Annotated in this window: 14 protein-coding genes and 1 tRNA gene; 13 read left to right on the forward strand and 2 right to left on the reverse strand. The window is 56.6% G+C overall.

What is annotated here, in order from left to right; translation table 11 throughout:
• Position 1 precedes the first annotated feature (1 nt).
• The 11 genes from H9C73_RS15675 (at position 2) to H9C73_RS15725 (ending at position 10,854) form a co-directional block, all read left to right on the forward strand.
• Positions 2 to 77, forward strand: a tRNA-His gene (locus tag H9C73_RS15675).
• Between the two features lie 225 nt (positions 78 to 302).
• Positions 303 to 1,649 (forward strand): trigger factor, encoded by a 1,347-nt coding sequence (tig, locus tag H9C73_RS15680; protein WP_209288843.1) that lies wholly within the window; start codon positions 303 to 305, stop codon positions 1,647 to 1,649.
• A 95-nt stretch (positions 1,650 to 1,744) separates the two neighbouring features.
• Complete coding sequence (gene clpP / locus H9C73_RS15685) at positions 1,745 to 2,380, forward strand: ATP-dependent Clp endopeptidase proteolytic subunit ClpP (RefSeq protein WP_209288844.1); 636 nt, start codon at positions 1,745 to 1,747, stop codon at positions 2,378 to 2,380.
• A gap of 81 nt (positions 2,381 to 2,461) precedes the next feature.
• Positions 2,462 to 3,736 carry an ATP-dependent protease ATP-binding subunit ClpX gene (gene clpX, locus H9C73_RS15690; protein WP_209288845.1) on the forward strand — a complete coding sequence of 425 codons (1,275 nt, stop codon included), beginning with the start codon at positions 2,462 to 2,464 and terminating at the stop codon, positions 3,734 to 3,736.
• Between the two features lie 295 nt (positions 3,737 to 4,031).
• Positions 4,032 to 5,552, forward strand: a complete 1,521-nt coding sequence (gene exaC / locus H9C73_RS15695) for an acetaldehyde dehydrogenase ExaC (protein WP_209288846.1) — start codon at positions 4,032 to 4,034, stop codon at positions 5,550 to 5,552.
• Positions 5,553 to 5,791: 239 nt separating this feature from the next.
• Positions 5,792 to 5,863 carry a pyrroloquinoline quinone precursor peptide PqqA gene (gene pqqA, locus H9C73_RS15700; RefSeq protein ID WP_003243383.1) on the forward strand — a complete coding sequence of 24 codons (72 nt, stop codon included), beginning with the start codon at positions 5,792 to 5,794 and terminating at the stop codon, positions 5,861 to 5,863.
• Positions 5,864 to 5,930: 67 nt separating this feature from the next.
• Positions 5,931 to 6,851, forward strand: coding sequence for a pyrroloquinoline quinone biosynthesis protein PqqB (gene pqqB / locus H9C73_RS15705; RefSeq protein ID WP_209288847.1), 921 nt, complete (start codon positions 5,931 to 5,933; stop codon positions 6,849 to 6,851).
• Positions 6,852 to 6,861: 10 nt separating this feature from the next.
• The gene (pqqC, locus tag H9C73_RS15710) at positions 6,862 to 7,620 is read left to right on the forward strand and encodes a pyrroloquinoline-quinone synthase PqqC (protein ID WP_209288848.1); all 759 of its coding nucleotides are present in this window, start codon (positions 6,862 to 6,864) and stop codon (positions 7,618 to 7,620) included.
• The gene (gene pqqD / locus H9C73_RS15715; RefSeq protein WP_209288849.1) at positions 7,613 to 7,891 is read left to right on the forward strand and encodes a pyrroloquinoline quinone biosynthesis peptide chaperone PqqD; all 279 of its coding nucleotides are present in this window, start codon (positions 7,613 to 7,615) and stop codon (positions 7,889 to 7,891) included. The genes pqqC and pqqD overlap by 8 nt, the downstream gene beginning before the upstream one ends.
• Positions 7,863 to 9,014: a pyrroloquinoline quinone biosynthesis protein PqqE gene (gene pqqE / locus H9C73_RS15720; RefSeq protein WP_236014337.1), complete on the forward strand. Its 1,152-nt coding sequence runs from the start codon at positions 7,863 to 7,865 to the stop codon at positions 9,012 to 9,014. The genes pqqD and pqqE overlap by 29 nt, the downstream gene beginning before the upstream one ends.
• Complete coding sequence (locus H9C73_RS15725; protein WP_209288850.1) at positions 8,980 to 10,854, forward strand: alpha/beta hydrolase family protein; 1,875 nt, start codon at positions 8,980 to 8,982, stop codon at positions 10,852 to 10,854. The genes pqqE and H9C73_RS15725 overlap by 35 nt, the downstream gene beginning before the upstream one ends.
• A 5-nt stretch (positions 10,855 to 10,859) precedes the next feature.
• Here the strand turns inward: H9C73_RS15725 and H9C73_RS15730 are convergent, their stop codons facing one another.
• Complete coding sequence (locus tag H9C73_RS15730; RefSeq protein WP_209288851.1) at positions 10,860 to 11,438, reverse strand: NnrU family protein; 579 nt, start codon at positions 11,436 to 11,438, stop codon at positions 10,860 to 10,862.
• A 195-nt stretch (positions 11,439 to 11,633) separates the two neighbouring features.
• Here H9C73_RS15730 and H9C73_RS15735 point away from each other — a divergent pair, with 195 nt between their 5' ends.
• Together H9C73_RS15735 and H9C73_RS15740 are read left to right on the forward strand one after the other, a co-directional pair.
• Positions 11,634 to 12,323, forward strand: a complete 690-nt coding sequence (locus tag H9C73_RS15735; protein WP_209288852.1) for an aspartate/glutamate racemase family protein — start codon at positions 11,634 to 11,636, stop codon at positions 12,321 to 12,323.
• A 127-nt stretch (positions 12,324 to 12,450) separates the two neighbouring features.
• Positions 12,451 to 13,335: a DMT family transporter gene (locus H9C73_RS15740; RefSeq protein WP_209288853.1), complete on the forward strand. Its 885-nt coding sequence runs from the start codon at positions 12,451 to 12,453 to the stop codon at positions 13,333 to 13,335.
• An 87-nt stretch (positions 13,336 to 13,422) separates the two neighbouring features.
• Here H9C73_RS15740 and H9C73_RS15745 read toward each other — a convergent pair whose 3' ends face one another.
• The gene (locus H9C73_RS15745) at positions 13,423 to 13,857 is read right to left on the reverse strand and encodes a hypothetical protein (RefSeq protein ID WP_209288854.1); all 435 of its coding nucleotides are present in this window, start codon (positions 13,855 to 13,857) and stop codon (positions 13,423 to 13,425) included.
• Positions 13,858 to 14,068: the final 211 nt, after the last annotated feature.

Raw genomic sequence — 14,068 nt, forward strand, 5'->3', positions numbered from 1 at the left:
GGTGGGCGTAGCTCAGTTGGTAGAGCCCCGGATTGTGATTCCGGTGGTCGTGGGTTCGAGCCCCATCGTCCACCCCAGTGTAACCCCTCCTGAATTACCTATCTTTTTGTTTTAAAATACTTTTCCGCGTTTTTTTTATGAAGTTTAAGCCGCCGACTACTGCGGTTTGTCTTGACTAATACATTCAGTTGCATGAAAATTTTGCGCTTCAGAATTTTGGCTCTGCTGGTCGGTCGTCCTTAGGCGTAAGAAGAACCTGCAGGTCGCTACATCATGCTGCAAAACTATTTGTGAGGATCTCCATGCAAGTTTCTGTTGAAACGACTTCCGGCCTTGAGCGTCAGATGACCATCACCGTTCCGGCTGAGCGCATCGACCAGGACGTAGATAAACTGGTTGCTCAGCAGGCGCGTACTCGCCGTCTGGATGGCTTCCGTCCGGGTAAGGTACCGCCCAAGGTGATCAAGCGCATGTTTGGCAGCGCGATTCGCCAGGACGTTCTGGGTCAGGTAGTTCAGGAAAGCTTCTACTCTGCCGTTCAGCAGGAAAAACTGCAGCCGGCAGGTACTCCGAGCATCGAATTCAAAAACGACAAGGAAGGTGAAGATCTTCAGTACGTTGCGACCTTCGAAGTGTACCCGGAGATTGAACTGAAGGATCTGTCCGGCGCAGAGATCGAAAAGCAGACCGCTGAGATCGAAGATGCTGACCTGGACAAGATGATCGAAACCCTGCAGAAGCAGCAGGCGAACTGGACCGAAGTTGATCGCGCCGCTGCCGAAGGTGATCGCGTGAAGATCGACTTCGAAGGCTTCATCGACGGTGAAGCGTTTGAAGGTGGCAAGGCTGAAGGTCACGATCTGGTACTGGGTTCCGGTTCCATGATCCCGGGCTTCGAAGATGGTCTGGAAGGCAAGAAAGCCGGTGAAGAGTTTGATCTGGAAGTGACCTTCCCGGAAGACTACCACGCTGAAAACCTGAAAGGTAAAGCGGCTGTCTTCAAAACCAAGGTGCACTCTGTCTCTGCACAGGAACTGCCTGAACTGAACGAAGAGTTCTTCTCTCGCTTCGGTATCGAAGAGAAAGAACTGGACGGTTTCAAGTCAGAAGTTCGCAAGAACATGGAGCGCGAACTGACTCAGGCGCTCAAGATGAAGCTGAAAGATCAGGTCTTCACTGAGCTGCTGAAAGCCAACGAAATCGACGTTCCCGCTGCGCTGATCGATGACGAAATCGACAACCTGCGTCGTCAGGCCATCCAGCAGTTCGGTGGTCAGGATGCCAACATCGACCCGAACATGCTGCCGAAAGAGATGTTTGAAGAGCAGGCCAAGCGCCGCGTCAGCATCGGCCTGCTGGTTCAGGAAGTGGTGAAAGCTAACGAACTGGAAGCGAACGAAGACCGTGTTCGTGAAACCATCGAAGAGATGGCATCCACTTACCAGGATCCGCAGCAGGTTATCGACTGGTACTACAGTAACGACCAGATCCTGAACCAGATCAAGAGCCTAGTACTGGAAGATCAGGTAGTTGATCATCTGGTTGCTTCTGCTAAAGTCACTGAAAAGGCCGTTCCCTACGAGGAAGCCATTCAGCCGGCTCAGCAGCAGGCAGAAGAGACTGCTGAAGCAGAAGAAAGCGAAGCCTGAACCGGATCACCGGTCTGGGCGTAAGCCATAAGGAAACGACAGTTGGCTTGGCTGGCTGTCGTTTTTTCGCTTATCAGGGTAAGGAGATTTAGTGCATGGCGGATATCTATACCGGGCAAACCACCGAGATTCAGAATTCCGGTCTGGTGCCCATGGTTGTGGAGCAGAGCTCACGGGGTGAGCGTGCCTACGATATCTACTCGCGCCTGCTCAAGGAGCGGGTGATCTTTCTGGTCGGCCCGGTTGAAGACCACATGGCCAACCTGATCGTGGCTCAGCTTCTGTTTCTGGAAGCCGAGAACCCCGACAAGGATATTCACCTCTACATCAACTCTCCGGGTGGTTCCGTCACTGCAGGTATGGCGATCTACGATACCATGCAGTTCATCAAGCCTGATGTGAGCACCATGTGTATCGGTCAGGCGGCCAGCATGGGCGCATTCCTGCTCGCAGGTGGCGCCAAAGGCAAGCGTTTTGCACTGCCGAATGCGCGTGTAATGATCCATCAGCCGCTGGGCGGCTATCAGGGTCAGGCCACTGATATCGAAATCCACACCAAGGAAATCCTGTCTATCCGTGAGAAGCTCAACCGCCTGCTGGCAGAGCACACTGGACAGGACTTTGAAACAGTCGCGCGTGATACCGACCGTGATAACTTCATGGACCCTCAGACCGCTGCTGAATACGGTCTGATCGACTCAGTGCTGGAGCGTCGTCTGAGCACCGACTGATCGCGGGTACCCAGAAGGAGGGGTTGAAATCTCTCCGTTCCGGGCGCATAACAAGAGTACATGGTTTTTTGAGGTAGTAAGATGGCAGACGAGACGACCGGCAAAGGGGGAGAGGGCAGCAAGCTGTTCTGTTCCTTTTGTGGCAAAAGCCAGGACGAAGTGCGCAAATTGATCGCAGGTCCCTCTGTCTTTATCTGTGACGAGTGTGTTGATCTTTGCAACGACATCATTCGTGAAGAAGTTCAGGACACTGAGGAACAGGAACCCCAGGAGCACCTGCCGACGCCAGCCGAGATCAAGGAAACGCTGGATGACTATGTCATTGGTCAGGAGCGTGCCAAAAAGGTACTGGCGGTTGCGGTTTACAACCATTACAAGCGCCTGCGTTTCCAGAAAAAGGGTGATGTCGAGCTCGGCAAGAGCAACATCCTTCTGATCGGTCCGACCGGTAGCGGTAAGACACTGCTGGCCGAGACCATGGCACGGCTGCTGAACGTTCCGTTTACCATCGCCGATGCCACCACCCTGACCGAAGCCGGTTATGTGGGTGAGGATGTTGAGAACATCATCCAGAAACTGCTGCAAAAGTGTGACTACGATGTTGAGAAAGCCCAGCTGGGTATCGTCTACATCGACGAGATTGACAAGATTTCTCGCAAGTCCGACAACCCGTCCATCACCCGTGACGTTTCGGGTGAGGGTGTGCAGCAGGCACTGCTGAAACTGATTGAAGGTACGGTTGCCTCCGTACCGCCGCAGGGCGGTCGTAAACATCCGCAGCAGGAATTCCTGCAGGTGGATACGTCCAACATCCTGTTCATCTGTGGTGGTGCCTTTGCAGGTCTCGAGAAAATCATCCGTGACCGCAGTGAACGCAGCTCCATCGGCTTCAGTGCCGTGGTCAAGAGCAAGGATGAAAGCCGTCTGAGCGAAGTGCTGCACGATGTCGAAGCGGAAGATCTGGTGAAGTTCGGCCTGATTCCGGAGTTCGTGGGCCGTCTGCCGATGGTAGCGACCCTGTCCGAGCTGGATGAAGACGCACTGATTCAGATTCTGACCGAGCCCAAGAACAGCCTGGTGAAACAGTATCAGGCGTTGTTCGACATGGAAGGCGTTGAGGTTGATTTCCGTGAGGATGCGCTCAAAGCCGTGGCCAACAAGGCGCTCGAACGTCGTACCGGTGCCCGTGGTCTGCGCTCCATTCTGGAAGCGACCCTGCTGGATATCATGTACCAGTTGCCGTCACTGGAAAACGTGGCCAAGGTTGTGATTGATGAAGGTGTCATCAATGGCAGCAGTGACCCCATCCTGATTTACGAAAATCAGGAATCCGCCAAGGCGGCATCTGACGAGTAAAATCGTCGCACTCAATGCTGTGAAAATCCCCGCTTCGGCGGGGATTTTTGTTTGGGTGACAAAAAATCCGCCGCCTCTGCGGGTGTGCTGTCTGCTCCCAACGCCCTGTCTTGCCGGCTCTGGCGGCCCCATACCTCGTCAGCCTCTTTTTACGCACCTCATATCTACTACTAAAGAGCCATCTTCTCGCGCCCAAGGCACTATACTCTGGACTCGAGCAGGGTAGCTAAGATTGGAAGCGTCAATCGTTACTGCTCGTTGAGCAAGATGCGAATAACAACAAGAGGCAAAGAATATGATCTACGCACAGCCAGGACAGGCAGATTCCATCGTTTCTCTGAAGCCGCGCTACGGCAACTTTATCGGGGGTGAGTGGACTGCTCCGGTCAAAGGAGAATACTTCCAGAACGTATCACCGGTAACCGGTGAAGCCTTCTGTGAAATTCCGCGCTCAACAGCGGAAGATATCGAACTGGCACTGGACGCTGCGCATGCCGCCAAGGATGCCTGGGGCCGTACCTCTGTTACCGAACGCTCCAACCTGCTGCTCAAAATTGCTGATCGTCTGGAAGCCAACCTGGAACAGATCGCAGTGGCCGAAACCTGGGACAACGGCAAGGCCGTGCGCGAGACCCTGGCGGCTGACGTGCCTCTGGCCGTAGACCACTTCCGTTACTTCGCCGGCTGTATCCGTGCACAGGAAGGCTCTATCGGTGAAATCGACGAGAACACCGTTGCCTATCACTTCCACGAGCCGCTGGGCGTGGTGGGTCAGATCATCCCGTGGAACTTCCCGCTGCTGATGGCGGCCTGGAAAATTGCCCCGGCACTGGCGGCGGGTAACTGCATCGTGCTCAAACCGGCTGAACAGACCCCCTGGTCGATCCTGAAGCTGGTCGAAGTGATCGATGACCTGCTGCCGAAGGGCGTGCTGAACATCGTCAACGGCTTTGGCGCTGAAGCCGGTCAGGCACTGGCAACCAGCACCCGTATCGCCAAGATCGCCTTTACAGGTTCTACTCCGGTCGGTGCGCACATCCTGAAGTGTGCGGCTGACAACATCATCCCGTCTACCGTAGAACTGGGTGGTAAATCTCCCAACATCTACTTTGAAGACATCATGGATCACGAAGATGCCTTCATCGACAAGTGTGTGGAAGGCACCGTGCTGGCGTTCTTCAACCAGGGTGAAGTCTGCACCTGCCCGTCCCGCCTGCTGGTGCAGGAAAGCATCTACGACAAGTTCATCGAGCGTGTGATCGACCGCATGAAGCAGATCAAGCGTGGCAACCCGCTGGATTCTGACACCATGGTCGGCGCTCAGGCCTCTCAGGAGCAGTTCGACAAGATCATGGGCTACTTCGACATCGGCCGTCAGGAAGGTGCTGAAGTGCTGATCGGCGGTGACAAGGAGCAGCTCGATGGCAGCCTGGGTACCGGCTACTACATCCAGCCGACCCTGCTCAAGGGCACCAATGACATGCGCGTATTCCAGGAAGAGATCTTCGGCCCGGTCGTCTCCGTGACCACCTTCAAGGACGAAGAGGAAGCGCTGGCAATCGCCAACGACACCGAGTTCGGTCTGGGCGCCGGTGTCTGGAGCCGCGACATGAACCGCTCTTACCGCATGGGTCGCGGCATTCAGGCCGGTCGTGTCTGGACCAACTGCTACCACCAGTACCCGGCGCACGCAGCCTTTGGTGGTTACAAGAAGTCCGGTGTTGGCCGCGAAACCCACAAGATGATGCTCGACCACTACCAGCAGACCAAGAACATGCTGGTGAGCTACGACATCAACCCGCTGGGCTTCTTCTAAGCGGAAACCGTTCAAGCTCTCTACACAGGGACGTGTCCCCCGAGGCTGCCTGCTCCCGGCAGCCTCGCTCTGCAGCACATTTTGACGGCCTTCGGGCCGTTTTTTTATGTCTGTGCCTTGAGGTGCTATACCAAATCAGCCCCGAATTCGTTCCAAAGTACCATATAGGCGCAGGGCTGCAGTTGCCTACTATCAGGGTGTCTCAAGTGACACATCGATAACAAAAAGAGGATCGCATTATGTGGACTAAACCTGCCTACACCGACCTGCGCATCGGCTTCGAAGTCACCATGTACTTCGCCAACCGCTAAGCGCCAGGGCAGCCCTCAGGGGCTGCCTGCCCCCACGCTTTTCCCACCCCCCAGCGGACACAGAATAATGAAAATACAGATATTAGGCTCAGCAGCCGGGGGCGGCTTTCCGCAGTGGAACTGCAACTGCGACAACTGCAAAGGCCTGCGCAACGGCACCCTCAACGCACACGCACGTACTCAATCCTCCATCGCCGTCAGCCTGAACGGGCAGGACTGGATTCTGTTCAACGCCTCCCCCGACATTCGCGCTCAGCTGGAAAGCTTTGAGCCACTCCAGCCCAAACAGGGCAAGCGGGATACCGGCATCGCCGCGATCGTGCTGATGGACAGTCAGATCGACCACACCACGGGCCTCCTGCTCCTGCGTGAAGGCTGTCCGCATCAGGTCTACTGCACCGACATGGTGAAACAGGACCTGAGCACCGGCTTCCCGGTCTTCAACATGCTGGAGCACTGGAATGGCGGCCTGAGCTGGAACCCGATTCCCAGCCATGCCAAGTACAACGAATTCCGAATCCCTGAAGTGCCCGGACTCACTCTGACCGCAGTCCCGTTGCTGTCCAGTGCGCCGCCGTATTCACCGCACCGCAATGACCCCCATCCGGGGGACAACATCGGCATCCTGCTGCGGGATGATGCGACCGGCCGTACGCTTTTCTATGCACCGGGCCTTGGACAGATCGAACCCCACCTGCGGCCGATGATGGAGCAGGCCGACTGCCTGCTGGTCGACGGCACCCTCTGGCGCGAAGACGAAATGATTCACGCCGGCGTGGGCGACAAGCTGGGCGTGCATATGGGGCACCTGCCGCAATCCGGCGAAGACGGCATGATCGCCTTCCTGGATACCCTGGAGAAGCCTCGCAAGATTCTGATTCACATCAACAACACCAACCCGATCCTGATCGAGGACTCCCCTGAGCGGGGCGTACTGGCCGAGCACGGTATCGAGGTGGCCCACGACGGCATGAGCATTGAACTCTGAGGAGACCCGCATGAGCAGCACTGAACCGATGAGCCGCAGTGAATTCGAACAGGCCTTGCGCGCCAAGGGCGACCTTTACCACATCCACCACCCCTATCATGTGGCCATGTATGCCGGCCAGTCCACGCCGGAGCAGATTCGCGGATGGGTGGCCAACCGTTTCTACTATCAGGTCAATATTCCGCTCAAGGATGCGGCCATTCTGGCCAACTGCCCGCACCGCGACGTACGCCGCCAGTGGCTGCAGCGCATCATGGACCATGATGGCTACGACGGTGCCGTTGGAGGTATCGAAGCCTGGCTGCAGCTGGGTGAAGCCGTGGGCCTGACCCGTGAAGAGATCCTGTCACAGGAACATGTGTTGCCGGGGGTACGGTTTGCGGTGGATGCCTATGTGAACTTTGCCCGCCGTGCCACCTGGCAGGAAGCGGCCAGCTCGTCACTGACCGAGTTGTTTGCGCCACACATTCATCAGTCCCGTCTGGATACCTGGCCCACGCACTACCCCTGGATCAAGGCGGAGGGCTATCAGTATTTCCGCAACCGTCTGACCGAGGCCCGTCGTGACGTGGAACACGGCCTGCAGATCACGCTGGATCATTACACCACCCGTGAACAGCAGGAGCGCATGCTGGAGATTCTGCAGTTCAAACTGGACGTGCTCTGGAGCATGCTGGATGCGATGAGCATGGCCTACGAACTTGAACGGCCGCCGTATCATACCGTCACCCAGGAAGCGGTCTATCACCGGGGGCTGTTCAATGACTAAGCCCGGCCTCGATCAAACCCCCAGCCTCAACCCCATGTTTCGCTTTCAGTGGGAAGAAGCCCAGGGCTGTCATGTGCTGCTGTACCCGGAAGGGATGATCAAGCTGAACGACAGCGCCGCGGCCATTCTGGCTGAAGTGCAGGGCGAGCAGGACTGTGCCGCCATTATCCAGGCGCTGGAAGCGCGTTTCCCCGACGCGGGCGCGCTGGGGCCTGATGTACTCGAGTTTCTGGAGGTCGCCCATGAGCAGAACTGGATCCGTTATGCCTGAAACGGTCAAAACCCAGGGGCCGCCCTTGTGGTTGCTGGCAGAGCTCACCTACAAGTGCCCGCTGCAGTGCCCCTACTGCAGCAATCCGCTCGACTTTGCCGAGCATGGTGAAGAGCTGAACACCGAGCAGTGGATCGACGTGCTGCGTCAGGCCCGCAAGATGGGGGCGGCACAGCTCGGTTTCTCCGGTGGCGAACCGCTGGTGCGGCGCGATCTGGAGCAGCTCATCGCAGAAGGGCGCACGCTCGGCTATTACACCAACCTGATTACCTCCGGTATCGGGCTGAATGCAGACCGTATAGCGGCCTTTCGCGAGGCCGGGTTGGACCATATCCAGATCAGCTTCCAGGCTTCGGATGAAAGCGTGAACAACATGCTGGCCGGCTCCGACAAGGCGTTCCGGCAGAAGCTGAAGATGGCGCGTGAAGTGAAAGCCCAGGGCTACCCCATGGTGCTCAACTTCGTCACCCACAAGCACAACATTGACCGTATCGACCGCATCATCGAACTGTGCGTGGAGCTGGAAGCCGATTACGTGGAACTGGCCACCTGTCAGTACTACGGCTGGGCGCATGAGAACCGCGACAGCCTGTTGCCCACTCAGGCGCAACTGGAGCGGGCAGAGCAGATTACCAACACCTATCGGGACAAGCTGGCGGCTGAAGGCAACCCGATCAAGTTGATCTTCGTGACACCCGACTACTACGAAGAGCGCCCCAAAAAATGCATGAACGGCTGGGGCGAGATCTTCCTGACCGTCACTCCGGACGGTACCGCCTTGCCCTGTCACAGTGCCCGCATGCTGCCGGTTGAGTTTCCCAACGTGAAGGATCATAGCCTGCAGCATATCTGGCACGATTCATTTGGCTTTAATCATTTTCGTGGCGACGACTGGATGCAGGAACCCTGTCGCTCCTGTGATGAAAAAGAGCAGGACCTGGGAGGCTGCCGGTGCCAGGCCTACCTGCTGACCGGAGACATGAACGCTACCGATCCGGTCTGCAGCAAATCGCCTCAGCACCAAAGGATACTGGATGCACGAGCGGCGGCCGAGCAGCCAGACACTGACCGCACAATCACCTTCCGCAATGAGCGCAACTCACGTGTATTCGCCCGCGGCTGAACCGGCTCTGAGCGCCGAAGCAGCCGTTGCCGCAATGCAGGATTACGCTGCTCTGCGCTGGTATCGGGGGCAAGTGCTGGGGGTATGTTTTGAGGCCTCTACCGGCCGCAACCGGCTGTGCCGTTTTGATCAGGGGCGGGCACAAAGCCTGCTGCCCGACCGCTTCAGTGTGCGCAGCCGTGTGCATGAGTACGGCGGCGGAGCCTGGTGTCTGGCGGGCGATCAGGCCTGTTTCGTCAATGACACTGACCAGCAGATCTGGATGTTGCCCCTCGACACCCAGACTGAGCCCGAACCGCTTACCCGCCAACAGAAAATGCGTTTTGCGGACCTGCAACCGGACTCGGCACGCCAGCGCCTGATCGCGGTGTCCGAACTGCATGGTGACGGGGAGCCCGAAAACAGCCTGGTGTCGGTTTGTCTGCAGAGCGGGGAGGTGACGTCGCTGGCAACGGGCACGGACTTCTACAGCTCCCCCCGGCTGAGTCCCGATGGCCATCAACTGGCATGGATCGAGTGGGACCATCCGCAGCAGCCCTGGCGCAGCACCCGCCTGATGCGTGCCCAGTTGTGCAGCAAGGGAAAAGTGCAGCGTATCGAGCAGCTTTCAGATATCTGCGCAGCCTGGGCGCAGCCACAATTCTCGCCATCCGGTATTTTGCATGCGGTGGTGGACAGGAACGACTGGTGGCGCATTGAAGTCTACGGGCCCGAAGGGTGGCAGCCGTTGACGGGTAATTCGCCCGAGCGAACGGAGTTCACCACGGCACCCTGGCAGTTTGGCCTGAGTACCTATGGCTGGAGCGACAGTGGCGAGCTGCTGGCGCTGGGCCAATGCGAAGGGTACAGTCGCCTTTGGTGCCACACCGGCACTGAATGGCGTGCGGTTGACCTTAATCTTTTGCCATCTCGCCTGCATGCGCTTGCGGTGGAAGGGGATCAACTGGCCTGTGTAGCCGAGTTCAGCGACCGCCTGCCGGCGATTCTCTCCATACACACCGAACTGACCCCGGACGACCCGGATCAGTGTGTGCGACTGCTGGGTGGCCAGCCACCAGCCTATACGCCCAGCTTGCCCTACAGTAAAAGCACCCTTGTTGATGGCATCTCGGTGCCTTACTTTCTGTACCGCCCGGCAGGTGCGCCTGCCGATACTGCGTTGCCACTGGCCATCTGGACCCATGGTGGTCCAACGGCAGCCACGGCCCCGGTGCTCAAGCCCGCGATTCAGTTCTGGACCCAGCGCGGCTTCATGATCGCGGATATCAATTACCGTGGCAGTACCGGCTACGGACGCCACTACCGCATGGCGCTGGCAGGGCAGTGGGGCCAGAGTGATGTGGCAGACGTGGAGGCGATCGCGCAGGACTTGATCCAACAGGGCATGGCCGATCCCAGGGCGATTTTCATCCGCGGCAACAGCGCCGGTGGCTACACCACGCTCAGTGCCCTGTGCCACTCAAGGCTGTTTACGGGCGGTGCCAGCCTCTATGGTGTGAGCGATCCGGCGCGCCTTAATCGGCTCACCCACAAGTTTGAGTCCCGCTACCTCCACTGGCTGATCGGTGACCCTGATACCCGGCCGGACCTGTATCAGGCCCGCTCTCCGCTGCAGCAGGCTCATCGAATTCGGGTGCCGGTGATTTTCTTTCAGGGCGCGCAGGACAAGGTGGTGCTGCCTGAACAAACCGCGCAGATGGCAGAGCGTCTCAAATTAAACGGCGTTCCTGTTGAGACGCACCTGTTCAAGGATGAAGCCCACGGTTTTCGCCAGCCCCGCAACCAGTCTGCAGTGCTGGAAGCGGAGCTGGCGTTTTATCGTCGCTTGATGGGCGCGTAACCGGCCTACCCAAAGGGGCGAACGCCGATCAGCCACTCATGCAGAACAGCGGCAAAGGCGCCATACAGTACCAGACCGATGATGGCCGCGATCACATCACGCTGTACGCTGACAGCCTGATAGGTAACGCCTTCGGCACGGTCACGGCGACGGGCAATCGCGTAATAGAGAATTGACCAGACCAGAAAGCCGCCGAACAGTAGAATGTCGGCCAAGGTTCCATTGCTCAACAGGTGGGCGAATGCCCAGATCTTGGTCGCCAGCGCCATAGGATGACTCAGTTTGGCCTTCATATGGGTGCCGGGTATATAAGCCGCTACGAGCAGGACAAAGGCCGGAATCAATAACAGCGCACTCAGGTGCCGAGTCCAGCCCGGTGAAACCCAGACCCAGGTCGGGTTATACCGCGCCTCCCCATAGCCCCAGATGATCAGCACAAAACCGACCAGTGAAACGAGGGTATATACGCCTTTCCAGGGGATGAGCCCCATTGAGCGTACGGCGTTAGCCCGTACGCCCGGCGCGAAAATGCGAGTGGAATGCATGCCGAGAAAGAGAACAAGTCCGAGAATCAGAATAGCCATGATGACTCCTTGTGATCATGAGTACACTCATCTTAGGTGAGTGGTGCAGTGCTGTATATGGCCATCTGGCGTCCGAAGCAGCCGTGGCTGATCAAGACGGGAGGCCAATGTCTGGAATCAAACACCAGAATAGTTCAGTCTCATGACAGGCAGCAGACACGCGGGCTATACCAACCAAAGAGGGATAGAACAGTCATGAAGACAATCGGACTTATCGGCGGCATGAGCTGGGAAAGCACCGTCGGCTATTACAGAGAGATCAATCAGGGAGTCAAGCAGGCACTGGGCGGGCTTCACTCGGCGCAAATAGTGCTCAACAGCGTTGATTTTGATCCGATCGAAAAGCTTCAGCACCGCGGTGACTGGGCCGGTACCGCCGACATACTGACCGACGCGGCCAGGAGTGTGGAGTCCGCCGGGGCGGACTTCGTCCTGATTTGCACCAACACCATGCACAAGGTTGCCCCCGAGATAGAAGCCAGCATCGGCATTCCGCTGCTGCATATTGCGAATGCGACAGCTGAGGTGCTTGTGCAAGACGGTATCAGGAAAGTCGGGCTACTGGGCACCGCCTTCACCATGGAGCAGGACTTCTACAAGGGACGGCTATCCGAGGCCTATGGGTTGGAGGTTGTGGTCCCCAACGAGTCCGACCGGAAGCGGGTGCATGAGATCATCTATAACGAGCTGTGCCTTGGGCAGATCAATCCAGACTCACGGCAGACCTATCTGCGCATCGTAAATGACCTGGCGGCGGCTGGCGCGGAAGGGGTGATTCTGGGGTGTACCGAAATCGGCATGTTAATCACCCAGTCCCATACCGATGTCCCGCTGTACGATACAACGGCCATTCATGCGGCCAAGGCGGTCGAATGGGCCCTTTAACGGGCCCTTGTTCCATTCCTCTTCGCTGAGATTTGGCATAACGGTTTTGTGACTTCTAGACTCCCGGGTTACGAGACCGATGCCAAATGCTGCCACAGGTGCAAAGCCGTGGGCAGAAGGGGGCAAAATGCTCAGTGTTGCTTGCGTGGTGCTCGCAGCCCTTTTCTGGGGCGTGTCCGGGGGAATAGGCGCTATCCTGATGGACGAAGGCTGGGGGCCCTATGTGGTGTCTCTGTATCGCGGTGCGGTCGGCCTGATGTTCATGCTGTTTTGGCTGGCAATCCGTGCTCAGGATAATGGCTTGGGCAATCCCAAACTCTGGTTCTGGTCGGTCGTGGCCGGTCTGGGTGTAACCGGCAACTTCGCGTTTTACTTTACCAGCATCTCGGAAGGCAGTGTGGCCGTGGCCGCTACGCTGATGTATTGCGCACCGGTATTTGTGTACCTGTTGTCGTTTGCGCTCAGGCTTGAGCAGCCTACCTGGACGAAGTGGGGCGGCATAGTGGTCGTCATGCTGGGCGTGATGTTGCTGACGCAGATATATTCGGCGGGTGCGACAAGCTTCACGATGATGGGCACAACAGCGGGGCTGTTGTCCGGGCTCTCCTACGCGGTGTTCATTTTCGGGTTCAAGTATGCGCTGCCCCATGGCAGCCCGCAGGCCATTCTCAGTATTGCGTTCACGGTACTGGTGCTGGCGCTGTTGTGGCCGGCTGATACGAACAGGATAGTGGCGGCATTGGGGGCATCACACTGGTTATGGTTTGCCGCTCTGGGTGTACTGGGGGGCGGTGTATCATTCATCCTCTATATCGAGGGTCTGATCAATACAGCCCCCTCCATAGCGGCCGTGGTCGCCATGGTGGAACCTGTCACGGCCGCGCTATTCGGGGTTACGGTGTTGCATGAACAGCTCGCAGGCTTTCAGGTCCTGGGGATAGTGCTGATTCTGCTTGCGGTCACCGGGCTCAGCGTACACTCGAGAGTACGCCGTGCTTCGCTGGATCTATAGCGAGCACGGCGAATAGACCAATAAATATTATTTCATCCGTTACCTTCCTTGTAATCGGTATTTTAAATGTACAGAGATCAGCGATCTCTACCCGTTCATATCGCATTGGTCATCAGAAGAAAGTTCTTTCGCCTGCATTGATTTGGCAAGCGTTGCACTAATAGCAGCGCCAAGAATTCCACCCACCAGGATAGGTAGATAGTTGTTGTGAATGATTAAATATCTTATGGGGCCTGCCGTAATTATAAGGCAACAGATAAATATTAATATGGCAGTGGTCAAATATAGATTTCTATTAAGTTTTCTGGTTGCAACCCAAGATGAAAGAATCATCGAAATTAAAGTGAATAGTAATGCTATGTTTTTGAAAGGATGTGAGCGAATCATATCGCCAATAACTTCGCTATCAGTAATGTCTAATATAAAAACAAGATAGGTTATAACCACTAAGAGTCCTACAAAACCTGTAATGAAAAACAGGCTTGACCCTATTGTGACTCGCATTAATATGGATTTAATCATTGCTTCCTCCTTGAAGCATATTTGTAAAGGTCTATTTGATTTTAGACTATAATATTTGTGGTTCTTCACCGGATGTGGTGGGCCAGCCTTCAGGTTCGCGCCTCTTTCTTGCATTATGGGTCCATTTATCAACCTGTACAGTGATGGTAATTACCTGACACATGCCTCCCATAGGCTCTGGGTTTAAGCCGCGCTTTCAGCGGCTTTCCTG

It is taken from the genome of Marinobacterium alkalitolerans, from assembly GCF_017776525.1.
GTDB lineage: Bacteria > Pseudomonadota > Gammaproteobacteria > Pseudomonadales > Balneatricaceae > Marinobacterium > Marinobacterium alkalitolerans.

Bases quoted from the DNA above. Each gene is read 5' to 3' on its own strand.
- tig (WP_209288843.1), top strand. From the start codon at position 303: ATGCAAGTTTCTGTTGAAACGACTTCCGGCCTTGAGCGTCAGATGACC.
- clpX (WP_209288845.1), top strand. From the start codon at position 2,462: ATGGCAGACGAGACGACCGGCAAAGGGGGAGAGGGCAGCAAGCTGTTC.
- pqqE (WP_236014337.1), top strand. From the start codon at position 7,863: ATGAGCAGAACTGGATCCGTTATGCCTGAAACGGTCAAAACCCAGGGG.
- H9C73_RS15725 (WP_209288850.1), top strand. From the start codon at position 8,980: ATGAGCGCAACTCACGTGTATTCGCCCGCGGCTGAACCGGCTCTGAGC.
- clpP (WP_209288844.1), top strand. From the start codon at position 1,745: ATGGCGGATATCTATACCGGGCAAACCACCGAGATTCAGAATTCCGGT.
- H9C73_RS15730 (WP_209288851.1), bottom strand. From the start codon at position 11,438: ATGGCTATTCTGATTCTCGGACTTGTTCTCTTTCTCGGCATGCATTCC.
- H9C73_RS15735 (WP_209288852.1), top strand. From the start codon at position 11,634: ATGAAGACAATCGGACTTATCGGCGGCATGAGCTGGGAAAGCACCGTC.
- pqqB (WP_209288847.1), top strand. From the start codon at position 5,931: ATGAAAATACAGATATTAGGCTCAGCAGCCGGGGGCGGCTTTCCGCAG.
- H9C73_RS15740 (WP_209288853.1), top strand. From the start codon at position 12,451: ATGCTCAGTGTTGCTTGCGTGGTGCTCGCAGCCCTTTTCTGGGGCGTG.
- pqqC (WP_209288848.1), top strand. From the start codon at position 6,862: ATGAGCAGCACTGAACCGATGAGCCGCAGTGAATTCGAACAGGCCTTG.
- exaC (WP_209288846.1), top strand. From the start codon at position 4,032: ATGATCTACGCACAGCCAGGACAGGCAGATTCCATCGTTTCTCTGAAG.
- pqqD (WP_209288849.1), top strand. From the start codon at position 7,613: ATGACTAAGCCCGGCCTCGATCAAACCCCCAGCCTCAACCCCATGTTT.
- H9C73_RS15745 (WP_209288854.1), bottom strand. From the start codon at position 13,857: ATGATTAAATCCATATTAATGCGAGTCACAATAGGGTCAAGCCTGTTT.